The following is a 22,704-nucleotide window of genomic DNA, read 5'->3' as shown; positions in this document are numbered from 1 at the left end:
CATCCGCAGGCGGTGACGCGTGCTCAGCCGAGCACGCGCGCGAAGACTGCCGTCGCGCGCTGCATCTCGTCCATCGTGCCGATCGAGATGCGCGAGAACGACGTCAGCGGCGGGAAAGGACGACCGACCAGGACGCCGAGCCGCTGACAGGCATCGCGGAACTCCCGCGTGTCGCGCCGGATGTTGACCATCAGGAAGTTCGCCTGCGAGGGCACCACCTTGTAGCCGCGCTCGCTGAACCACTTCACCGTGTACGCGCGGGCCTCACGATTCTGCGCCTGCTGCTCGTGCATCCGCTGTGTGTCAGCGAGCGCCGCGACCGCGGCGACCTGCGCAAGCGCCCCGACGCCGTTCGGCACACGGCGTGGCGTCATGCGGCCGAGCGTCGCCGGCTGGCCGAAGGCGTAGCCGATGCGCATGCCGGCGAGGCCGTAGATCTTGGAGAAGGTGCGCGAGACGATGATCCGCGACTCGGTCGCGACGTGCGGGAGCATCGAGGCGTAGGCCGGGTCATCGACAAACTCGTGGTATGCCTCGTCGACAAGGATGATGACTTCGGGATCGGCGGCCAACGCGGCGCGCACGAAGTTTTCGACCGCCGCCTTGCCGTGCACGTGGGCGGTCGGGTTGTTCGGATTGCAGAGGAAGACCAACCCGGCACCCTTCACCTGCTTGAGCATGCCGTCCAGGTCAATGCGCTGCTCGCTGTCGAGCGGGACCTCGCGCACGGGGTAGCCCATCAGTCGGGCGACGGCGCCGCAGGTCTCGAAGGTCGGGTGTGCAGCCACGAGGTGCTTGCTCGGCGAGCAGAACGTCTGCACGGCGAGCTGCAGGATCTCGCCCGATCCGGAGCCCAGCATGATGCGCTCGGCGGGGACGTTGTTGACCTTGGAGATCGCCTCGACGACCCGCGTCTCCATCGACGCCGGATACCACGCGGCCTCGCGGACCGACGCTTGCATGGCGCGGATGGCGGCCGGCGCCGGCCCGTACGGATTCTCGTTGCTCATCAAACGGATGAGCGCGCCCTGCTCCTCAAGAAACGCTGCATCGGCGGGGTTCGCGGTGGCGGCTTCGTACCCGCGGGCCGAGACCCAACTCGGCGCGGTGAGCACTCCGGCGCCGCCGAAACCGAGGGCGCGGACGAATGAGCGACGGGAGACGGACATCGGGGCTCCGGTGGAGGGGTGGGGAGAAGCTACCGCATCAGGGCCGGGACGTCACGCCAGAGGACAAGGGCCCCGGCGGCCGCCATGCCCAGCGCGACCAATGCCCCGCTGACGCTGAGCCAGGTCGGGTGCCGGTAGTCGCCGACCACGGCGGCGCGGCGTGCGGCGATGACCATCGTGCCGAGCGCAAGCGGAAGGATGAGGCCGTTGAGTGCGCCGACGAGGACCAAGGTGCGCACCGGCCGTCCGATGATGAGGAAGCCCATCGCCGAAAGTGCGATGAAGCCGATCACGTAGCGGGTCCACTGCGCGGACACGCTGGCGTGCAGACCGCGAAGGAAGCTCACCGAGGTGTACGCGGCTCCGACCACCGAGGTGATGGCCGCACTCCACATCACCACGCCAAAGATGCGATATCCAATCTCGCCGGTGGCGTGGCGAAACACGCTCGCCGGCGGGTTGGCGGGATCCAGCGCGATGCCTCGGTGCACGATGGCGAGCGCCGCCAGGAAGAGCACACAGCGCATCAAGGTCGCCACGCCGATGGCCCAGAGCGCGGAGCCCGTGACCTTGCCGAGGTGCTCGCGCCCTGCGACGCCAGCGTCGATCAGGCGGTGCGCGCCCGCAAAAGTGATGTAACCACCCACCGTACCACCGACGATCGTCACGATGGCGAGCAGGTCGATGCGCTCCGGCACGATGCTGCGCTGCAGTGCCTCGGCCACGGGCGGCTGCGCCGCCGCGGCCACATACCACGTGAGCACTACCAGCACGAGGCCGAGGAAGAGCGCAAAACGGTCCATTGCGCGACCCGCTTCCTTCGCGACGAAGACGACAATCGCGACGACCGCGCTGATCGCCGCACCCGCGGCAACCGGAAGGTCGAAGACCACGTTGAGCCCAAGGCCCGCACCGGCGAGGTTGCCGATGTTGAAGGCAAGCCCGCCGAGTGCGACAAGCACGGCGAGCAGCGTACCAAGTCCTGGCGCGACGTCATTCGCCACGTCCTGTGCCCGGCGCCCCGTGACGGCGAGTACGCGCCAGATGTTCAGTTGCGCCACGAGGTCGATCACCGCGGCGACGACGATTGCGAAGCCGAAGCTCGCGCCGAGACGTTCGGTAAACACGGCCGTCTGCGTGAGGAACCCCGGCCCCACGGCCGAGGTCGCCATCAGGAAGGCGGCGCCTACGAGGACGCCGCGGAGTCCGTCACGCATCCAATGGTCCAGGTCAGGAGGGCAAGGGCGAGCGAGGCAAGGAACGGCGTGGGGATGCCGGCAATCACGCCGCCAACATAGGACAGCAACGCAGCGATCAGCGTCAGCGCTGCCGTGCGCGGCGAACCGAGGGTGGTGAACAACGCAAAGAGCGTCGTGACAAGGATGCCGGCGCTGCCGAATGCCGACGCCTGTTCGACTAGTCCAAGCACGCCGCTTGCTGTTGCGGCCAGCGCGTAGGCCAGGATGCCGAAACCAATCACACCGGCGCGGGCCAGGCGCACCTTGCCGCGATCGGTGCTGACGCCGAGCCAGGGCACGAGCAGGTTGTGGCTGAGCAGGCCGGAGGCCACGAGCAAGGTGGAGTCCACGGTGGAGAGAATCGCCGAGACCAGTCCGCCGGCGAAGATCGCAAATGCGAGCGGCGACAACAGCTCTCGTGCCACGGTGGGCAACACTTGCTCGGCGTCCGCGAGTTCGCCCACGAAGCCACCCGCCAGCAATGCGATCAGCACAGGGATGCAGCCGACGGCGAGGTAGAGCACGCCGGCGCCGATGCTTGAGCGCTGTGCCACGGTTGGGTTGCGCGCGGCGATGACGCGGCCGACGACCTCCGTGGCGACCAGCGAGCCGCAGACGGGAATCGCCCAGGCCTCAAGCGTTGCATACCAGGGGCCGGCGTCAGCCGGTGTGAGGTTGATGCCGCCACCGGCGGCCAGCGCGTCGAGCGCCGCCCCGGCTCCGCCCACGCGTACGATCACGAGCACGAGCAGCAGCAAGAGGCCGGTCACAAGCACCACGCCCTGCAGGACGTCGGTGACGGCGTCGGCCAGCAGGCCACCGAACGTCGTGTAGGCAATCGTGAACACCGCGGCCACACCGATGCCGACCGTGAGATTGATGTCGCCGACCAGCGCGATGACCGATCCAAAGGCGCGCACCTGCGCCGCCGCCCAGAGCACCGACGTCGGGATGAGCACAATGGCAGCCAGGCGTTCCACGCCGACGCCGAAGCGCGCGCGGTACAGGTCCGCCAAGGTAGTCAGCCCGCGATTCCACAGCGGCTTCGCGAGCAGGGCGCCCATCAAGATCAAGCAGAGCGCGTAGCCGAACGGTTCGGCCGAGGCCAGCGAAAGCCCGCCGCTGTAAACCTCGCCAGCGGAGCCAATCATTGTCTCCGCGCCGAACCAGGTGGCGAAGATCGAGAAGGTGGCCAGCGTGTAGCCGAACCGCCGCCCACCGACGAGATAGTCGTCCTCGGTCGCGATGCGGCGTGAGACCCAAACGCCGATCGCGACCTGCAGGACGAGAAAGCCGGCGAGTGCGCCGAGCGCGAGGGTCACCGCGCGAAGGGCGCGGCGGCGTACACGATGCGACCGTCCACAACGGTCAGCAGCGCCTTCACATCCTTGAGCTGCGTGGGCGGAATGGCGAAGAGGTCGCGCTCGACGACCGTGAGATCGGCGAGGAAGCCGACCATTACGCGTCCCTTGCGATCCTCCTCACCCTCGGCCCAGGCGTTGTTCACCGTGTAGGCGCGCAGCGAGGTCTCGAGGTCCAGCTTTTCCTGCGGGAACCAGCCGCCGCTGGGGCTGCCGTCCAAGGTCTCGCGCGTGACGGCGGCGTAGAGGATCTGCATTGGGTTCGCCGTATACCACGAGGCATTCGTGCCGGGCCAGTCGGAGCCGAAGGTCAGCGTGACGCCGGCGTCGTGCAGCGTGCGGAAGGCATACGCCCAGCGCGCGCGTTCACCGATGCGCTCTTCCATCCAGCGCATGTCATCGATCGCGTGATACGGCTGCACCTCGGCGATCACCCCGAGCCGTGCGTAGCGCTGGGCGACTTCGGGACCGCGGAGTACCTGCGAATGGATGATGCGGAAGCGTCGCTCGCGGGCGGGGTTCTCGCGCATCACTTGCTCGTAGAGCGTGAGCAGCGTGTCGATCGCCTCGTCACCGATGGCGTGGACCTGAGGCCAGAGGCCTGCGCGGTCGGCGCCGTCGAGATTGCGGAGCATGTTGCCAGCGGGCTCCATGCCTGAGCCGGCGCCGCTGGTGGCGGCCGTGTTGGTGGAGTCGCGCCAACTGCCGCGGAGGCCGGAGTGCAGCTGCGGCTCGTAGAAGCGCGCGGTGGAGTTGCCTTGGATGCCGTCGACGAAGCCCTTCAGGCCACCGATGCGCAGCATGTCGTCGCCGAAGCCGTGGGGCAGGCCGACGGCCGTGAGCTCGTCCCACTTGTCGAGCGTGGGTCGGGCGTAGACGCGCACGGTGAGCTCGCCGCGGCGCTTGAGCTCGTGGTAGACGGGAAACATCTCGCGCGGCGTGATGTCGTGGATGCCCGTGACGCCAAGCTCATTGAGATGTTGGAGCGCGACGCGGGCCTCGCGCAGGCGTTGGTCGAACGACTTGGGCGGGATGGCGGCGCGCACGCGGGCCAAAGCCGCGCCACTCACGCGGCCGGTGGCGTTGCCGCGCAGGCATTCGAGGCCCTCGACGGGCGTTGCACAGCTGAGACCGGAGGCCGTGAGCGCGGCGCCGTTGGCGAGGTACGCCGAGCGGTCCCAGCGCTGGAGTAGCGCCGGACTGCGCGGCGTGAGACTGTCGATGACGCCGCGGTCCGGACTGAAGCGCGCGCGGCGCTGCGCGTCGGTAGCACCAGCGCTGTTGGCTGCCCAGTCCTCGTAGGCGCCCCAGTCACCGCCGGTGATCCAGGCGTCCGCGGGTAGTCGGTCCCGCGCACCTTTCACCCGTTCGGCGAAGGCGCGCGCATCGCTCACGTCGAGCAGGTTCACGCCGAGCAACAGGGCACCGGCGCTGTTGAAGTGCGTGTGGTTGTCGATGAAGCCCGGGGTGGCGAAGCGGCCACCGAGCGAGACGACGCGCGAGTTGGCGGTGCGGTGCGCCAGCGCCTGCGCGTTCGAGCCGACGGCGATGAACTTTCCGTCGCGGATGGCGACGGCTGCGGCGTAGGGCTGCAGGGAGTCCCCGGTCCAGATGCGGCCGTCGGTGAGGATCAGGTCGGCTTCCTGCGCGGCGAGCGGGGCCGCGAGCGCCAGCAGCGCGAGCGCGGCGCGAAGGATAGGGGTCGGCATCCCCAGAATCTGTTATCGAGCGAACAGTCCGGCGAGGTCTTGCGCGTGAATGGGCAGGCCGTCGTGTCCGAGTCCGGCAAGTCCGGCGGCCCGCCCCAACAACTCAGCAGCGCTCGCGCCGTTGCTTCGGAGCTCGCCGATGCCGGTGTCACCGGCCGACTTGCTCAGCTTGCTACCGTCGGGGTGCAGTACGAGTGGATGGTGCAGGAAGCGCGGTGGCGCCGGGCGGCCGATCAGTTTGGCAATGCGCAGCTGACGGCCGGTCGAGTCGAGCAGGTCCTCGCCGCGGATAACGACATTCACGCCTTGGTCGAAGTCATCCACGACGACGGCGAACTGATACGTGAAGTTGCCAGCGCGGTCGCGCAGCAGCACGTCGCCGCACTGCGAGGGCGGATCCTGCGCCTGCGGTCCGAGCCGCAGGTCTTTGAACTCCTCGAGGTTGCTCTCGCGCACGACAAGCCGCCGCGCGAGCGTGACGTCTGCGCCGAGCCCGCGGTCGCGACAGCTGCCGGGATATCGCTGCTCCTGTCCCGCGCGGTCGGGCTGCCCCATCTCGGCGTTGGCGCGGGCGATCTCCGTGCGCGAGCAGATGCAGGGATACGCGCGCCCCTCGGCCTCGAGTTCTCGCAGTACGGCCTCGTAGCGGGCGAGGTTGTCGCTCTGGCGATGCGGAGTCGGGCCCCGGCGAAAGTCGTCGGTGCCCGCGGCGTCAGGCACCAGGCCGAGCCAGTCGAGGTCGTCGAGGATGCTGCGCTCGAACTCGGGTCGGCAGCGGCCGCGGTCGTGGTCCTCGATGCGTAACAGCACGCGGCCGCCGCGAGCCGCGGCGAGGCCCCAGACCCAGATCGCGTTGACGAGGTGACCGAGATGCAGATGGCCCGTGGGTGCCGGCGCGAAACGCGTCGTGAAGCCGCTCGGCATTCTGTCGAGCAGCGCGGTCGCCTGGCGGGCCTTGGTGGTCACTCGGCCAGTTTCAGCAGTGCGGCGAGGTCGAGCCGCTGCGAGCCCATCGCCAGCTGGCCATTGGCGTCGCGCGGCCACTCGGATTCCGGACGGTCCACATAGAGCTCGACGCCGTTGCCGTCGGGGTCATCGAGATAGATCGCCTCGGAGACGCCGTGGTCCGAGGCGCCACTGAGCGGAATGCCGGCGTCGAGCACGCGGCGCACGGCGACGGCGAGGTCGCGGCGCGTCGGATAGAGAATCGCCGTGTGGTAGAGCCCGGTGCTGCCGCGCGGCGGCGGCGAGCCTCCGGCGCTCTCCCAGGTGTTGAGTCCGATGTGGTGGTGGTAGCCGCCGGCCGAGACGAAGGCCGCCTGGTTGCCGTACAGCTGCTTGAGCTCGAAGCCGAGCACGCCTTGATAGAAGGCGAGGGCGCGCTGCAGGTCCGCGACCTTGAGGTGGACGTGGCCAATAGCGGTGCTTGCCGGGACGGTATACGAAGTGGCGGACGACACGGAGACTCCGAAGGCGCGGGTGACTGCATTATGCTTCGCTGGGCAACCAATCCGCGACTGGCTTCCGTGACTCCCGCATCCAACCGCGTCACCATCGTCGACGTCTCTCCGCGCGACGGCCTTCAGAACGAGAAGGCTGTCGTGCCGACGATAGCAAAGGTCGAGTTGGTGGACCGGCTCTCCGCGGCCGGCGTGCCGGTGATCGAAGTGACGAGCTTCGTGTCGCCGAGGGCGATTCCGCAGTTGGCGGACGCCGAGCACGTGATGGCGGGGATCACGCGGCGTGCGGGCACGCGCTACACGGTGCTTGTGCCCAACGCGCGCGGTCTGGATCGTGCCTTGCCGACCAAGCCCGACGGCATCGTTGTGTTCGGGGCGGCGAGCGAGACTTTCTCGCAGCGGAACATCAACTGTTCGATCGCGGAGTCACTGGAACGGTTTCAACCGGTGGTGATGCAGGCCAAGGCAGCCGGCCTGCATGTGCGTGGCACGGTGTCCTGTGCGCTGGGTTGCCCTTACGAGGGCGACATTGCGCCGGAGGCGGTGGCGCGCGTGGCGTCCGCGCTCCTCGAGTTGGGCGTGGACGAGCTGTCGATTGCGGACACCATCGGCGTCGGGCACCCCGAGCAGGTGACGCGCGTGTTCGAGGGCGTGCTCAGACTGACCGACGCGTCGCGCGTCAACGCCCACTTCCACGACACGTACGGACGCGCATTGGCGAACCTCGAGTCCTGCCTGGCGCTCGGCGTGCGCAGCATCGACGCCAGCGCGGCGGGGTTGGGCGGCTGCCCGTACGCGCCGGGCGCGACGGGCAACGTGGCGACAGAGGCGGTGCTCGCGAGGTTGCTGGCGCAGGGGTATGTGACCGGCGTGGATCTCACGGCGCTCACGGCCGCGGGGGCGTTCATTCGCGGGGTGTTGGCTTCGAGTGAGGCGCATCCGGCGGAGCCGAGCTAGCCATCATCGGTGGGGCCAGCCCTAGCGCTTCGCCTGTCTCTCGAGGCGCGCGAGGCGATCGCGGGCCTGCTGCACCTGCGGCTGGAACTGTGGGTCCGCCCGTTCGCGCATCGCGACGAAGTTGCGGAGCGCGCTGATCGCCTCGTCGACGTTCCCCGTCTCTTCCGCGAGCTGGCCGATGCGATAGAGGCGTTCCGAGGCGAGGAATGCGTAGGCCAGCTGGTAGTCGCGGCGCCGCATCACGCGCAGCGCGTCCTGTGAACGTCCGGCACGCTCATAGGCTGTGGCGAGCACGAAGTTGCCAATGGTGCGGGACTCCCGGCTGATGCCAGGCACGTCGATCAGCAGTGAATCGGCGAGTGCGAGCCGTGCGGCGAGGTCGTTGTCCCCGCGCTCCACGGCAAGCGGAAGCTGCACGGCGGCAGCGAGCGCCCCCGCGCGCTGGCGCAGGGCGGCGTCGGACGAGTTGCCTGCGCTGGTCTCGAGTTCGCGAAGCCGCTGCTGCGCTGCGGGTGTGTCGCGCTGGGCAATCGCCCAGAGGCCGAGCAATGCCTGCGCCTCGATACGGGAAGCCGCGTCAAGCCGTGGCAGTTCGCTCTCCAGCCGCGTGGCTGCCCGCTGTGCTGCCAGGCTGTCGTCGCCCCAGAACAACGCGGCGGCGATTGCCTCGCCGTGCTCGGCTGGGAAGTTGGTCGCAAAATCGGACATGTACGCGGGCGGGCTTCCCATCGCGCGCAGGCGCTTCAACTGCCCCGTGTTCCGGAGCGCATACTGCAGACCCGCACCGAACTGATTGCGGTACGCGTCCGGCGAGAGCGTCGCGCGCGCGAAGGCGTCGATGGAGTCCAGCAGCACAAGGTTCGGCGGCCAGTTGTACCCGCCATCCGACGCGGCGAGGTCGAGTCCGAATCCCTGCACGATGACCGGGCGTTTCACCGCCGCGCGACGCAGGGCCTGCATCTGCTCCGGCACCGTGCCGTCGGCGAACTCCACCACGACCTGACTGACGGGATACCAGTCGCCGAGCGAGTCGACGCGCGCCTGTCGCTGCAGGGCGGCCCGCGCGGCGGCGATGTCCCCGAGCGTGGCATAGCCCTGCGGCTGGTGCTCCAGCGCCCCGATGAACGAGGAGTCGATGGCCTCGGCCCGCCGGAAGGCGTCCAGAGCGCGCTCCCAGAAGTCGTCGATGCCGAGCATCATGCCGTTGTGGACGACGAGGTCGCCGTACGCATACCAGAGCTCGGCGGAGTTCGCGCGCTGGGCCATGCGCTCGAGCGCGGCCACGTGCGCACGGCGCGGCGTTGGCTCGGGATAGTTGATGCCGAGCTGTGAGATGAGCAGCAGGGAGTCGGTGCCCACCAGCCTGTCGCGATGCGCCCACGCCCGCTGGAGCCAGGGGCCCGGCAGGATGTTGTTGAGGGTCCAGCCATTGGTGAAGCTGATGCGCAACGCGGCAATCGCCATCGTCGAATCCGCCTGCCACGCTTCATGGAAGGCATTGCGGGCGTCGGCGTAGCGGCCGCGGCGGAACAGCTGCTCTCCTCGCAGATACGGTGCGATGGCGGCCGACGAGGCACTGAGGACGCTGCGGATGCGCTCTGTCGTCACGCCGTCGCGCACGGACATCAAGGCGGTCACCACGCGCGTCGCCAGCACCGCGAGGCTGTCCGACGATCCGGTCACCTGCGTCTGGGCGAGTTCCTTGCCGTCGCGGGAGCGGAGCAAGCGTGCGGACACGGTAAGGCGGTCCGCGGTGCCGATGAGGTCGCCGAGAATCAGCTGGCCGGCGCCGGCATCACGGGCCACGCGTAGGGCACCGGCGTCGTCGAGGTCGGCGTCCGCGCTGCCGGCTGTACGCTTCCAGCGATCCAGCACCACGCGCATGCTTGCGGTCGACAGCTCCGGCAGGACCGCGAGCTGCGGCACCATGAGGTCGGCCAAGCCCTCGCGTAGGTACTGCGCGTCCGGCGCCGCGCCGCCGACGCGAAACGGTGCCACCGCGATGACGCGCTCGTCGGTGGCCGGGCCGCGGCCCAGCGTGAGCCAGCCGGCGATGCCGGCCACGACGACGACCGCGGCGGCGATCCATCTTCCCTTGGCGGACGGCCGCATTGCCGCCAGCGCCTCGCCCGACGGCGAGTCGAGCACGGCGAGCAACGCAGTGGCGTCGGCGGGCCGCTTGCTGGCTTCCTTCGCGAGGCACTGCATCACCAGCTGCGCCAGCGCAGGCGGCACCGTCGGCGCCAGCTTGCCCAGCGGCTCGGGCATCTTCACCATCTGCGCCTGCGTCAGCGCGACGTTCGCAAGGTCCGCAAACGGACGCTGCCCCGCGAGCAGCTCGTACGCGACCATGCCCCAGGCGTAGAGGTCCGCGCGATGGTCGAGGCTCGGGTCCCCGGCAATCTGCTCCGGCGCCATATAGGCGAGCGTGCCGAGTGTGGTGCCGACGGCCGTCATCGCCGAGCTGGTCATCGAACCCTGAGTCGCCAGCGTGATGGCCTTCGCGACGCCGAAGTCGGTGACCACGGCCGCGCCAGCCGAGAGCAGGATGTTCTCGGGCTTGATGTCGCGGTGCACGACATTGCGCGCGTGTGCGGCGGCGAGTGCGCGGGCGACGTCGCGCAGGATGGCGACGGCTTCCTGCAGCGGCACCGGGCCGCGGGCCATCCGCTCGCGCAGCGAGGCGCCGTCCACCCAGGGCATCAGGAAGTACGGCAGCCCGTCCGTCTCGCCAGCCGAGAGCACCGGGACGATGTTGGCGTGCTGGAGCTGCGCTGCGGTGAGGATCTCGCGATGGAAGCGCTGCGCGGTGGCAGGCGTCCAGGCCTCGTCAGGCAGCGTCTTGATGACGACTTGCCGTCCGAGCGAGCGCTCCGTGGCTAGGAACACGCGCGCCATCCCGCCGCCGCCGAGCTCACGCTCGATGGTGTGGGTGCCGCTCAGGGTGGCGGCGAGGCGGTCACGGATGGCGTCGGACACGGGGGGCACGGATAAGGTGGTTTCCCGCGCGTCGTTCGGCGAGTCCCCTTGCGCCAGCTGGCTACGCTGAGTCGCTCTCGCTCAGTAGCCTGCGCCGACCCGTGTGCGGAGGTGCAGGCCCTGCGTGAGTGCCTTGAGCAGGAAATCGGCGACGTCCTCGACGCTGATCTGCGTGGCTTTCTCCGGGAGCCTGTTCTCCAGCGTGCGGTATTCACCGCTGCGCGCGCCGGCGACGATGTCGCCGGTGGCGATCATCGTCCAGTCGAGGTCGCTGGCCTGCATCGCGCGCCAGGCTTCTTCGTGCTTGCCACTCACGGCGCGGTAGAGGGCGGGGAAGCCGGGCTGGTCGTGGCGCAGGCCGCCCTTCGCGGAATCGAGGATTCCGCCCCCCGCGACACCGAGCACGCGCTTGATGCCGAGCTTCGTCATCGCGGCGACGATGTTGCGCATGCCTTGCGATTGCGCATCTCCCGGCGCCTCGACGCCGGCACCGCCGAGGCCGGACACGACGGCATCGGTACCGGCGATCGTTCGCTCGACGTCATCGACGGTGAGCACGTCGCCTTGCACGACCTCAAGGCCGGGGCGTGGGTCGATCTTGGATATGTCGCGCACCAAGGCGCGGATCGTGTGGCCCGCGGCTAGGGCGTACTCGACGAATCGGCCGCCGACGCGGCCGGTGGCTCCGAAGACGGCGATGTGCATGGTGAATGATGAAGGATGGAGGACGAAAGATGAACTGCGAACTCGCGGCTGCGCACTCCTTTCACCCACGTCCTCCATCTTCATCTGTAGTTATGTCCCCGCACCGCATCCTCGCCCGCGCCGGCCTTGAGCGCGGCAAAGCTCTGCGCGCGGATGTTGTAGACCCCGCTCTCCACCTGCAGCGTGCCCCGCACGAGCAGCAGTGGTGTGCGCGAAATGAGCATCGCCTGTTCCTCGAATCGCTGCGGCGTGACGACCACGTTGATGGTGCCGGTCTCGTCCTCAAGCGTGAGGAACACGAAGCCCTTGGCGGTGCCTGGGCGCTGGCGGCAGATGACGAGCCCCGCGTGGGCGATGGGATCGCCGTCCTGCATCGTGTGGATCTCGCGGGCGGTACGCACGCCGTTGGGGATGAGCAGGGCGCGGACGTGGCGCATGGGGTGGCCGTTCAATGAAAGGCCGGTGAGGCGGTAGTCGGCTTCGGTGAGCTCGGGGGCGGAGAAGCCGGGGAGGACTTGGGGGACGGGGGATTCGGGGAACAGCGCGAGGGGGCCGGGGGCTTCGCGTTCGGCTTCGAGCACGCGCCAGAGGGCCACGCGGCGTCTTCGGTTTGGGGGTTCGTCCTGGACGAAGGCGTCGAAGGCGCCGGATTCGGCGAGGGCGCGGAGGGAGCGGCGGTCGAGGTTGGTGCGGGTGACGAAGTCGGCAATGGAACTGAATGACGGAGGACGGAGGACGAAGGACGAAGGAGGCACGGCAGGTGCTTCCGTCCTCCGTCCTTCGTCCTCCGTCTTCCGTGCGGCTTCGATCTTTGCCTTGGCTTGGCTGCCGAGTCCCAACACAGAACGGATGCCGAGTCGTACCACCGGCGCGGCGTTGCGGCCTTCGCCAGGCTCCAGCGTGTGGTCCCATCCGCTGCGCGTGATGTCCACGGGGCGCACGCGCACGCCGTGGCGGCGGGCGTCCTCGATCAATGTCCCAGGTGCGTAAAAGCCCATCGGCTGCGCGTTGAGCATCGCGCAGAGGAACTCGGGGGCGTAGTAGTGCCGCAGGTAGGCGCTGGCGTAGACGATCAGCGCGAAACTCGCGGCGTGACTTTCGGGAAAGCCGTAGTCGGCGAATGCGTTGATCTGGTTATAGATCCGGAGTGCGATGTCCTCAGGGATGCCGTTCGCGCGCATGCCGTCGATCATCCTTTGGCAGATATCCGCCATGCGTTCACGGCTGCGCTTGTGGCCCATCGCCTTGCGCAGGAGGTCGGCCTCGCCGGCGGTGAAGCCGGCGGCGGCAATCGCGACCTGCATGCCCTGCTCTTGGAACAGCGGCACGCCCAGCGTGCGCTTGAGGATGGGCTCGAGTGATGGGTGTGGGTAGGTGACTTCTTCCACTCCCGCTTTCCGTCGCAAGTACGGATGCACCATCTCGCCCTGGATGGGGCCGGGGCGGATGAGCGCGACCTCGACCACGAGATCGTAGAAGCAGCGCGGCTTGAGGCGCGGCAGGGTGTTCATCTGCGCGCGGCTCTCGACCTGGAACACACCGACCGTGTCGGCCTTGCAGAGATCGTCGTACACGGCTTGGTCGGCGCAGTCGAGTTGGCCGAGGTCGAGCGTGACGCCGCGTGTGCGCCGGATGTAGGCGAGGCAGTCCTGCACGACGGTGAGCATGCCGAGGCCGAGGAGGTCGATCTTCACCAAGCCAACCGGGTCGAGGTCGTCCTTCTCCCACTGGATGACGGTGCGGTCCTCCATGCTCGCGGGTTCGATGGGCACGACGGTGCGCAGCGGCTCCTCCGTGAGGACGAAGCCGCCGACGTGAATCCCGCGGTGTCGCGGGGCGGCGTCGAGCTGCTCGACGATGTCTGCGAGCTTCTGGACGCGTGGGTCGCTGCTGTCGAGGCCTGCGCGTTCTAGAAGCGTTGGTTCTGGCTTCGGTGTGGGGTCGGGTCGGCCACGAGGACTCCCTGCGCGAAGCTCTCGGACCGCGGTGCGGTCCTGCGGCCGCTTCGCTTCGGGAGCCCTCGTGGCCTCCCCTCCACTTCCTTCGCGCCGTACGCTCTCCGGCGCGCCCGTGCGCACGGCGCGCAGCTTCCGGTGCTCCTCGCGCGAGGCCTTGATCAGGTTGCTCGCGTGCGTGCCGACGACGAGGTCGCTCGACACCGCGTCAACGAGTGTCGCTGGGCGCACAGGGCGCTGGTTGCGGCGCGTGGCGACGTCGCGGGGGTTGGTCTCGCGCGGGCCAGTCTCGCGCTGGTTGGCGAGCGCGGCAATCTCCTTGGCGCCCGCCTTCTGCGCCTTGGCCTCCAGCTGCTGTGGCGCATCCCGCAACGCGCGCTTGTTGTAGTTCGCGGGACCCATCGCATCCGCGCGCTCGGGCGCAAAGGGATCCGCAACGGCACCGCTCGCCGCAGCCCCATCCTCCGTCCTTCGTCCTCCGTCTTCCGTCCTCAGTGCGGCAGCGGTGTTGCGTGCCGAGAACCGGTCACTGAAGCTCGCCAGCAATCCCGCCTGCTCCGCCGAGAAGCCCAACACCCGCGCCGCATCCCGCACGGCACTGCGCCCGCGCCAAGTGATGTGCTCGCAGACCATCGCCGCGTGCTCGCGGCCATACCGCTGGTACACGTACTGCAGCACGCGCTCACGCTCGCGGTGCGCAAAATCGATATCAATATCCGGCGCCTCGGCGCGTTCCTCGCTGAGGAAGCGCTCGAACAACAGCTCCAGCTTGATCGGATCCACCGCCGTGATGCCGAGGCAATAGCACACAGCGCTGTTGGCCGCCGAGCCGCGGCCTTGGCAGAGGATCCCCTCGCGCCGCGCGAAGCGCACGATGTCCCAGACAATCAGGAAGTAGCCGCTCAAGCCCAGCCTGGCGATCAAGGTGAGCTCGTGTTCCAGTTGCTTGTCGTGTCGCGCCGTGCGGCGCCAACCCCAACGCTCCTGCGCGCCGTCTTCCACCAATCGCGCGAGGTATTCGTCCTCGCTCACACCGGGTGGCAACGGAAAGCGCGGCAGCTTGGGCTTGAGTGCCTCCAGCCGAAACGCACAGCGCTCGGCGATGCGCAGCGACTCGGCCAATCCCTGCTCGAGACCCTGCCAGCGCTTGGCCAACTGCGCGTGACCCTTGAGATACCACTCGCCGTTGGGCCGCAGGCGCGTGCCCATTTCGTCCAGCGTGGCGCCGTGCCGCAGCGCCGAGAGCACGTCGTGGCCGATACGACCGGTCGGCAGGGCGTAGTGCACGTCGTTGGTGACAACCCATGGCAGGTCCAGCGCACGCGCCATCGGTAGCAGGCGGGTAACCAGCGCGCGCTCCTCCGGCAGCGCGTGATCCCAGCACTCGATGGCCAGCCGCTTGCCGAACATCTCCGACAGCTGCCCCGCGGCCTCGTGGGCGAGCCGTGAAGCATCGGCCTCGGAGCAGGCGGCGCCCACGCGCGTGCCATCGCTCATCACACCGCCGGTGGAGAGCGCGAGCAACTGCGGGACCCAGCCACGTGGACAACCACTCAGCGCATACAGTCCGCTGGTGTGCGCGGCGAGCTGCTCCAACGTGACGCGCGGCTCACCGCGCGGATGGTCCAACCGCGCGCGCGTGATCAACGTGCAGAGGTTGCCCCAGCCTTCGCGCGACTCACACAGCAGCACAATGTGCGTGCGCAGTTTCGGACTGCCTTCATTAGTAAGAACGCGGCCGGGAATCGGCGCGTCGTGACGCTCGAGCCCGCGCGGCAGCGGCACATCCACCGTGAGCTCGGCGCCGTGGATGCCTGCCAATCCGCCTTCTCGCGTGGCCGTGGCAAAGCGCACCGCGCCGCCCACGTCGTCGTGGTCGGTGAGGGCCAACGCCGGCATCCCCAGAGTCAGGGCGCGTTCGACCAACCGCTCGGGGTCGGAGGCGCCATCCAAGAGGGAAAACGTGGAGTGGCAATGCAGCTCAGCGTAGCCCGTCATGTCGGGTTTCCCGCGGGGGCCGCGCATCTCGGGGCAACAGGACCTCGCACGGGATTCCCGCCGCTGGACCCCGCGCTAGGTCCCTCGCCCGACACTCCCGTCGGCGCGAGGCGAACAGTCCCCTGCACCCGGAGCCTCCGATGGCCCGCTATCGCCACTCCCTGCCGCAGCTCGCGCCGATTCCGTTCCTCACCGACGGCGGGCTGGAGACGACGCTCATCTATCACGATGGGCTCGAGTTGCCGGAGTTCGCCGCCTTCCACTTGCTGCGCGACGCCGAGGGCACGCTGGCCCTGCAACGCTACTTCCGCCGTTACGCGGACATCGCGGTGCAGCATCGCACGGGACTGATCCTCGAGAGCGCCACCTGGCGTGCGAGCAGCGATTGGGGCCGACGGATCGGCTATACGGCCGCCGACCTCGTGGACGTGAATCGCCGGGCCATCACGATGCTCGAGGTGATTCGCGCCGACATCGGCACGGCCGAGACCCCGGTAGTGATCAGCGGCAACATCGGACCGCGCGGCGATGGCTACGTGCCCGACCAACTGATGAGCGCCGAGGACGCCGAGCGGTATCATCGTCCGCAGATCACGACCTTCGCGTCCACCGTGGCCGATCTCGTGACCGCCGTGACGCTCAACTACACGGCCGAGGCGATCGGCATCGCGCGCGCGGCGCGTGGGGTGGGGATGCCGGTGGTGCTCTCGTTCACGGTGGAGACCGACGGGCGCTTGCCCACGGGCCAGTCGCTGGCCGAGGCGATCGCCGAGGTGGACGCGGCCACCGAGAACTATCCCGCCTACTATATGGTGAACTGCGCGCACCCCTCGCACTTCGCGCATCTGTTCAGTGACGAGCAGCCGGTGTGGGAGCGCATCCGCGGCCTGCGCGCGAACGCCTCGCGGAAGAGCCACGCCGAGCTGAACGCCGCGACGGAGCTCGACGCCGGCAATCCCGACGAGTTCGGCGCCGACTACGCGGCGCTGCGCGCGGTGATGCCCTGGTGCACGATCCTCGGCGGCTGCTGCGGCACCGACCACCGGCACATCGAGGCGGTGGCGGCTCAGTCGTACCATCCCTGGAGCCGCCAACCGGCGGGGTCGCGGTAGAGCAACAGGTCCTGGCCGAGCTCGTCGCTCTCGCAGCGCCAGTACTCGCGGGCGAAGGGCTCGGCCTGCCACCAGGCGCCGGAGAGGCGCTCGGGACCGTCGGCGCGCTGCAGCGCGAGGCGACGGCCGCGCCAGTAGAGCTGGAGTGGCGTGCCGCGGCGGTCGGTGGTGACGGCGACGGATTCGGGTGGTTCGAGCAGACGCGCGGCGGGCGTGACGCGTGTCGTGGCAGGGCCGCCGTGTGCGCCGCGCATGCCGGCGCCGGTGGTCGCGCCGGTGCTGGTTCCGCCACCATACACATTGATGCCGGCATTTCCGTTGCGTGCGGCACGCAGCACATCCGTTGGCACGGCACGCGCGGCCTGCTCGACATCGACCCAACCCCCGGCGCGCTCCGGCGCGTGTGAGTCGCGCGCCACGGGCCGCACGACGCTGCCGTTGCCGAGCGTGGCGCGTAGTCGCGCGAGCGCAGCCTCGGCGGCCGCCGGATCACGCCACGCCGCCGCGAGCAGGTCGCCCTGCTCGGCCGCCGAGTGCGCGGTCTCGCTGATGCGCAGTTCGACGGCGGCGACGGCGGCCTCGAGCGTCCAGGTGTCGAGCGTGGCGCGGCAACGTTCGAAGAGCGGCACCACGCGGGCGATCGGCCGCGCGGGTCGCACCTCGCGCGTCACGCGGCGCCCGTCGTCGAGCGTGAGCGTGATCGTGATGCAGGCGGCGGCGAGTCCGTCGGCGGCGAGGGCGCGCACGAGCCGGTCCAGCGAGGCACGCAGCAGGAAGAGCACGGGCTCGAGCGTCGGCGATGGCGACGACAACTCGTGCACCACCGCGCGCGGATCGTCGGCGCGGGCAAGTGTGGCGCGGCGCGGATCGTCGCCGCAGGCGAGTCGCCAGGCGCTGAGCCCGTCGTGGCCCCAGCGGCGCTCGACTTCCAAAGGATCGAGCGCGGCAAAGGCACCGGCCGTGCGCAGGCCGAGCGCGATGAGTGCTTCGCGGAGCTCGTCGTCCATCGGCACCAACGCCAGCGGCACGCGCGCGAGGTAATCGCGATCGCCACCGGGTGCGACGTGCACCGGCTCCTGCGCGGCGCGCGTGCTCCAGGTGGCGGCGTGCGCGCTGATGCAGGTGTCGGCGATGGCCACGCGGGCGCGCGGATGCCAGACGCGCGCGAGCTGAAAGAGCGCCATCGCCAACGCGCGCTCGCCGCCGATGGCCTCGAAGCCCTCGGCGCCCACCCACCAGGTGCCGGGTGCGTCGCGCAGCGGGCTCACCTGTGGCGAGGCGGCGAGGAAGGCGGCGCTGGCGCGGGCGACCTCGCGGGAGATGAGTGCGTTGTCCCAGGGGAGCAGCACGAGGGTCGCGCACTTGGACTTGCCCTGTGCGACGGTCACGCCCATGCGCACGCCCGCGCGGGCGGCGGCGGCGGTGACCACGCGCAGCTTGGCGTTCTCCACCAACGCGATAGGCAGCGTGTCCCAGTGCGCAGGCGCGGCGGCGGATGGCGTGGCGGACGGCATCGCAGCGGCCGCGTCCCCACGCGCGCCCGCCACCCGATCAGCGTCGCGGATAACTGGGCTGCGCCGCGCGCCGTCCGCGAACGGTGCCGATCCGCGTGGTGCCGGACCGCGCCCCCGCGCGAGCCACGCCGCGCCGATCGGGAACCGCGGGATGCGCACACAGGCGACGCGCGATGTCGTGGCCACGACCGACCTCCAAGGGCAAGGGAACGTGTGAATGGGGCCCGCCCTTCTCGATGGTCGCGAGCACGGTGCGGGCGTCGCGGCGCTTGAGCACGAGGCGTAGGGCGCCGCCGATCTCCGAGGCGCGCGTGCCCTCACCGAGCAGGAGCAGCGCGGCATCGGCATCGCGGGCGAGCTGGGCGAGACGCACGCCGACATTGCGCGGCAGCACCGGCGCGCCATCGAGCACCACCAGCGCGAAACTGCCCGTGCGCAACAGCAGGTCGGCGCACCAGGCGGCGCGTGCGGGTTCACCCGGTCGCACCACCCAGAGCGCATCGCTGCCGCTGGGGTCCACGCTGATCCAGTCGCGCGGGTCGAGCGTGCGGGTGGCGTCCACCCAGGCCACGGCGCTGCCGCCGAGCAGGGTGGTGGAGGCGAGCGAGCGGGCGAGCGTGGTCTTGCCGAGCCCGGCAGGGGCGAGCAGTTCGGTGAGGCGTCCGCGCGGGAGCCCGCCGCCGGGGAGCATGGCGTCGAGTCCGGCAAAGCCGGTAGGCAGGCCGGGCGTCGTGCTCGGCGTGCCGGCGACGACGGCGGCGAGTTGCTGGCGGAGGAGCTGGAGTGCCGGGAGTGCCATTGCAGATACCGAACAAAAGCCGAAACAGCAGGGGTCGTAATTACCGAAGAAAAGCCGAAAACCGCAAGGGGAAGATTCCCCTCGCGGCTAAGTGGTTTCAGGGCTTTTTCTTAGGGGGCAGCCGCAAACGGATGGCGGCAACGACTGGTTGGTGAGCGCGGGAAATCGGTGTCCGAGATGGCGCCCGTGCGCTAGCTGTGCGCCGCCAACTTCGCCTCGAGCCGTGCCCGCGCCGCGGGCCACTCCTCGCGCAGCAGGCTGAACATCACCGTATCCCGCGCGGATCCATCCCGCCGAGTCTGGTGGTGCCGCAGCACGCCATCGCGCTGCGCACCGAGCCGCGCAATCGCCGCCTGCGAGCGCGTGTTGAGCAGGTCCGTGCGCCAGCCGACCACGGCGCAACCCAGCGCATCGAACGCGTGCGCCATCAACAGCAGCTTGGCCGCGGTGTTCACGTGCGTGCGTTGCCAACGCGCCGCGTACCAGGTGTAGCCGATTTCCACGCGATCGATCGCCGCGACGATGTCGTGGTAGCGCGTGCTGCCGATGATGCTGTCGGTCGTGAGTTCGCGCACGGCCCAGGGAAGCATCAGCCCCGCCTCGAATCCGCGCAGCGCGTCGGCGATGTACGCGTCCACGCCATCGGGCGCGGGCACCGAGGTGTAGTGGATCTCCCAGAGCGACCCATCGCGCGTGGCAGCCGCGAGGCCTGCGGCGTGCGCGGGCGCGAGTGGCTCGAGCCGCAGGCCGTACCCTTCCAGCGTAATGGGCGCGATGCGGATCACGGCAGGTTGCGCGCCGGCTCCGTCGCCCCGCGGTGGCAGGTCGTGCAGTTGATCGCCGCGTCGGCCGGCATCCCGCGCAGCACCTCGATGTTCTTGAACACCTGCTCGGCGGGTTCCTGCTCGCGACCGCGGATCGCCGCGAGCACGACGTTCATCAGCGAGTCACGCTCGGCCTGCAGTGAATCGACCACGATTGCGGTATGCACGCGCGGCGCGGCAGTCGCGACGGCCGACGCATCGGCGCGCTCGAGGCCGGCCACGAAGGCCACGGCGGGCAGGGGAAGGATGGCCAACCAACGCAACGAGGACATCGGAACTCCGGGGTGAGTGGTGCGAGGGTGGCGGGCGTGTTGATCGAAAGGCTTGCGCGCTAGGCGGACACCGGTCTGCGGGCGAACGCCGGCGCCATCAAGCCGTCCTTGGACCGGCCGTGCGGATCCTGACCGGCGCGGATCTCATTGACGATCTCAAGCGCCGAACGCGTGAGCGGCGGCATCTCGATGGCACTCTCGCCCAGCGGCGTGACGCGGGTGCCCCATTTCACGAGCAGCGAGCAGTAGGTGAGTCCGCCACCGAAGGCGGGCATCAGCAACCAACTGTTCGGCTTCACGCGGCCTTCCTCAAGCGCTTCCACCAACGCGACCGGCACGGTGGCGGCGCTCATGTTGCCGTACTTCTGCACCGTGAGCATCACCTTCTCCATCGGGATGCCGGCGTACTTGGCCACGCTCTCGATGATGCGCAGGTTGGCCTGGTGCGGCACCACCAGCGACACGTCCTCGCCCGTGATCCCGTGCTCGGCGAGCACCTGCTTCGAGGCGCCGGACATGCCGTGCACGGCGCGCTTGAAGATGGCCTGGCCGTCGAAGTCCCAGATGGTGTCGCCGAAGGTGATGCCGAGTCCCGAGTAGCCGCAGCCAAATCCGCGCACGCGCAGCGTGTCGCGCGCTTCGGCGTCGCAGCCGAGCACGGCGCCGAGCATGCCCTCTTCGTTGTCCGAGGCCTGCAGCACCACAGCGGCGGCCCCGTCACCAAAAAGCACGGCGACGTTGCGGTTGCTCCAATCCATATAACGGCTGATCAACTCGACGCCGATGATGACCGCGTTCTTCACGATGCCCGTGCGGATCATCGAGGTCGCCGTGGCCAATCCGTAGCAGAAGCTCGTGCAGGCCGTGTTGAGGTCGATGCTGGCAGCCTTGTTGGCCCCGAGCGCGAGCTGCACGCCGGACGCGCTGTTGGGGCAGAGTTCCTCGTTGCTGACGCCGCCGTAGATGATGAGGTCCACGTCGGCGGGGTCGAGGCCGGCGCAGGCGAGGGCGCGCGCGGAGGCAATCGTGCTCATCTCCACCGCGCTGATGTGCGAGACGCGGCGCTCCTTCATCCCGGTGCGCGAGACGATCCACTCGTCATTGGTGTCGAGGAAGGTCGCGAGGTCCTCGTTGCTGAGCACGGCGGGGGGCATGCACTTCCCCCATCCGGTGATGGCGGCGTATGGCATTGGGCGTGGGGTTAGCTGTCGTGGCCCATCAGGACCAAGGTCTCGGCTTCTCGTTTCGCGGCGCCAGGCAGGGCGAAGGCAAGGACGGCATCGGCGACTTCCTTCGGGCGCACGAGTCGCGGCTGTCCGGCGTCGGCGAGGATCGCGGCGAGTGTGTCGGCCTCCGAGTGCTTGGTGCGCGCGGCGACGCGCTGCACGGAGTTCGTCACCATATCGGTATCGACGTAGCCCGGACACACGGCGTTGAAGGCGATGCCTTTGGGGCCGAACTCCATCGCCAGTGAGCGCGTGAGTCCGACGAGTGCGTGCTTGGCGGCGACATAGTGCGCCACGTAGGGCGCGCCGTGCAGTCCGGCGATGCTCGCCACGTTGACGACGCGACCGTGGCCGCGCTCGAGCATCGAGGGCAGTACGGCCTTGGTCGTGAACATCGGGCCGAGCACGTGCACGGCGTACATCCTCGTGAAATGCTCCGGCGTGGACTTGAGGAAGGGGACGGTCTCAACCGTACCCGCGTTGTTGACGAGGACATCAACCGGCCCGAACGTGGCGACGGCCGTCGCCACGGCGTCCTGCACGGCTTGCTGGTCGGTGACGTCCGCGGTGACCACCTGCGTGCGTCCGCCCGCTTCGGCGGCCACGCGTTCAGCGGCCGCCCGATCCCGCACGCAGAGCGTGACGGATGCGCCCGCCGAGATCAGGGCGCGCACGCAGGCCGCGCCAATGCCGCGGTTGGCGCCGGTGATGAACGCGTGCTGGCCGTCGAGCTGGGGCAGGTCCGGGCTCCGTCGAGGGGGATGCGGGATTCTACGCCTCCCCCCAGTGAGGGGGGAGGGGCGGGACCGACTATCTTCCTAGCTTCCGGGTGCGGCTGCGCACCCGGTCAACCATTGGTGAGGCATGGCAAGCAGTTCGAAGCGGGGCGGGGCAAAGAAGACAGGCACTGGCCGACGTCGCGGCGGTCGCGGGCGCAGCGGAGGCGGAAAGGCAGCGGCTGCCAAGCAGCCGGCGCTGACCTCCGTGCCCACCGGACGTGCGGCATATACTGAGACACGACGCTGGCTGCTCAAGCAGCACGGTCCCGTGTGTGCATACTGCGAGCGCGTGGTGCCGGAGCGCACGATCACGCTGGACCACGTCACGCCGCGTCGCGGGCTCACGGCCTATGACCGGCGCGACAACCTCGTGCTCTGCTGCAAGACCTGCAACGCGGCCAAGGCCGACAAGCCAATCCTAGCCTTCCTGCTCGGCAACCGGGCGCGCATCGTCGCGATGTACAAGTACGGGCAGCATCTCAGCCACCAGCTGGTGGAGATGGTGAACGACCTGTTGCCTGAGAAGGACCGCCCGCCGCTCCCCAAGGGCCCCGTGACGGCGAAGCCCAAGCCGCCGGTGAAGCGCCGTCTGTGGCGCGAGATGCATCCGCACGACAGCGACGGCGCCGACCCCTACCTCGACTGAG

Annotated in this window: 18 protein-coding genes; 3 read left to right on the top strand and 15 right to left on the bottom strand. The window is 69.4% G+C overall.

Translation table 11 applies throughout. The features are described 5' to 3' along the window. Positions 1 to 23: 23 nt before the first annotated feature. The 6 genes from KF709_05280 to KF709_05255 are packed head-to-tail and all read right to left on the bottom strand — an operon-like array spanning position 24 to position 6,937. Positions 24 to 1,169 carry an aminotransferase class I/II-fold pyridoxal phosphate-dependent enzyme gene (locus KF709_05280; protein MBX3173801.1) on the bottom strand — a complete coding sequence of 382 codons (1,146 nt, stop codon included), beginning with the start codon at positions 1,167 to 1,169 and terminating at the stop codon, positions 24 to 26. Between the two features lie 29 nt (positions 1,170 to 1,198). Further along, the gene (locus KF709_05275; GenBank protein ID MBX3173800.1) at positions 1,199 to 2,386 is read right to left on the bottom strand and encodes a divalent metal cation transporter; all 1,188 of its coding nucleotides are present in this window, start codon (positions 2,384 to 2,386) and stop codon (positions 1,199 to 1,201) included. Next, positions 2,356 to 3,729 (bottom strand): hypothetical protein, encoded by a 1,374-nt coding sequence (locus KF709_05270; GenBank protein MBX3173799.1) that lies wholly within the window; start codon positions 3,727 to 3,729, stop codon positions 2,356 to 2,358. Before KF709_05270 ends, KF709_05275 begins: the two co-directional genes overlap by 31 nt. After that, on the bottom strand, positions 3,726 to 5,477 hold the full coding sequence (locus KF709_05265; GenBank protein MBX3173798.1) for an amidohydrolase: 1,752 nt from the start codon (positions 5,475 to 5,477) through the stop codon (positions 3,726 to 3,728). Before KF709_05265 ends, KF709_05270 begins: the two co-directional genes overlap by 4 nt. A gap of 12 nt (positions 5,478 to 5,489) precedes the next feature. Next, positions 5,490 to 6,443, bottom strand: a complete 954-nt coding sequence (locus KF709_05260; protein ID MBX3173797.1) for a hypothetical protein — start codon at positions 6,441 to 6,443, stop codon at positions 5,490 to 5,492. After that, a complete protein-coding gene (locus KF709_05255) occupies positions 6,440 to 6,937 on the bottom strand; it encodes a VOC family protein (GenBank protein MBX3173796.1) in 498 nt (165 codons plus the stop codon). Before KF709_05255 ends, KF709_05260 begins: the two co-directional genes overlap by 4 nt. A gap of 66 nt (positions 6,938 to 7,003) precedes the next feature. Between KF709_05255 and KF709_05250 the strand changes: the two genes are divergently transcribed. Next, positions 7,004 to 7,894, top strand: a complete 891-nt coding sequence (locus KF709_05250; GenBank protein MBX3173795.1) for a hydroxymethylglutaryl-CoA lyase — start codon at positions 7,004 to 7,006, stop codon at positions 7,892 to 7,894. Positions 7,895 to 7,915: 21 nt separating this feature from the next. Here the strand turns inward: KF709_05250 and KF709_05245 are convergent, their stop codons facing one another. The 3 genes from KF709_05245 to KF709_05235 form a co-directional block, all read right to left on the bottom strand. Then, a complete protein-coding gene (locus tag KF709_05245; GenBank protein ID MBX3173794.1) occupies positions 7,916 to 10,873 on the bottom strand; it encodes a protein kinase in 2,958 nt (985 codons plus the stop codon). Positions 10,874 to 10,954: 81 nt separating this feature from the next. Then, positions 10,955 to 11,578: an NAD(P)H-binding protein gene (locus tag KF709_05240; protein MBX3173793.1), complete on the bottom strand. Its 624-nt coding sequence runs from the start codon at positions 11,576 to 11,578 to the stop codon at positions 10,955 to 10,957. Positions 11,579 to 11,658: 80 nt separating this feature from the next. Continuing rightward, positions 11,659 to 15,531, bottom strand: a complete 3,873-nt coding sequence (locus KF709_05235) for a PHP domain-containing protein (GenBank protein MBX3173792.1) — start codon at positions 15,529 to 15,531, stop codon at positions 11,659 to 11,661. 140 nt (positions 15,532 to 15,671) lie between these two features. Here KF709_05235 and KF709_05230 point away from each other — a divergent pair, with 140 nt between their 5' ends. After that, positions 15,672 to 16,643 (top strand): homocysteine S-methyltransferase family protein, encoded by a 972-nt coding sequence (locus KF709_05230; protein MBX3173791.1) that lies wholly within the window; start codon positions 15,672 to 15,674, stop codon positions 16,641 to 16,643. Here the strand turns inward: KF709_05230 and KF709_05225 are convergent. The 6 genes from KF709_05225 to KF709_05200 all read right to left on the bottom strand — a co-directional run bounded on the left by KF709_05225 (position 16,598) and on the right by KF709_05200 (position 21,952). Next, positions 16,598 to 18,157: a hypothetical protein gene (locus KF709_05225; protein MBX3173790.1), complete on the bottom strand. Its 1,560-nt coding sequence runs from the start codon at positions 18,155 to 18,157 to the stop codon at positions 16,598 to 16,600. The two genes, KF709_05230 and KF709_05225, sit on opposite strands and share 46 nt — an antisense overlap. A gap of 37 nt (positions 18,158 to 18,194) precedes the next feature. Next, positions 18,195 to 18,956, bottom strand: coding sequence for a hypothetical protein (locus KF709_05220; GenBank protein MBX3173789.1), 762 nt, complete (start codon positions 18,954 to 18,956; stop codon positions 18,195 to 18,197). A 191-nt stretch (positions 18,957 to 19,147) separates the two neighbouring features. Next, the gene (locus KF709_05215) at positions 19,148 to 19,741 is read right to left on the bottom strand and encodes a GNAT family N-acetyltransferase (protein ID MBX3173788.1); all 594 of its coding nucleotides are present in this window, start codon (positions 19,739 to 19,741) and stop codon (positions 19,148 to 19,150) included. Beyond that, positions 19,738 to 20,052: a hypothetical protein gene (locus tag KF709_05210; protein MBX3173787.1), complete on the bottom strand. Its 315-nt coding sequence runs from the start codon at positions 20,050 to 20,052 to the stop codon at positions 19,738 to 19,740. The genes KF709_05215 and KF709_05210 overlap by 4 nt, the downstream gene beginning before the upstream one ends. 59 nt (positions 20,053 to 20,111) lie before the next feature. Next, the gene (locus KF709_05205) at positions 20,112 to 21,242 is read right to left on the bottom strand and encodes a ketoacyl-ACP synthase III (GenBank protein MBX3173786.1); all 1,131 of its coding nucleotides are present in this window, start codon (positions 21,240 to 21,242) and stop codon (positions 20,112 to 20,114) included. 11 nt (positions 21,243 to 21,253) lie between these two features. Beyond that, positions 21,254 to 21,952 (bottom strand): SDR family oxidoreductase, encoded by a 699-nt coding sequence (locus KF709_05200; GenBank protein MBX3173785.1) that lies wholly within the window; start codon positions 21,950 to 21,952, stop codon positions 21,254 to 21,256. 373 nt (positions 21,953 to 22,325) lie between these two features. Here KF709_05200 and KF709_05195 point away from each other — a divergent pair, with 373 nt between their 5' ends. Continuing rightward, the gene (locus KF709_05195) at positions 22,326 to 22,703 is read left to right on the top strand and encodes an HNH endonuclease (GenBank protein MBX3173784.1); all 378 of its coding nucleotides are present in this window, start codon (positions 22,326 to 22,328) and stop codon (positions 22,701 to 22,703) included. The last annotated feature ends 1 nt before the right edge of the window (position 22,704 follow it).

Source organism: Gemmatimonadaceae bacterium, from assembly GCA_019637445.1.
Lineage (GTDB): Bacteria > Gemmatimonadota > Gemmatimonadetes > Gemmatimonadales > Gemmatimonadaceae > Pseudogemmatithrix.
The sequence above is the reverse complement of the archived record's forward strand: the minus strand, read 5'-3'. Positions and strand labels throughout refer to the sequence as shown.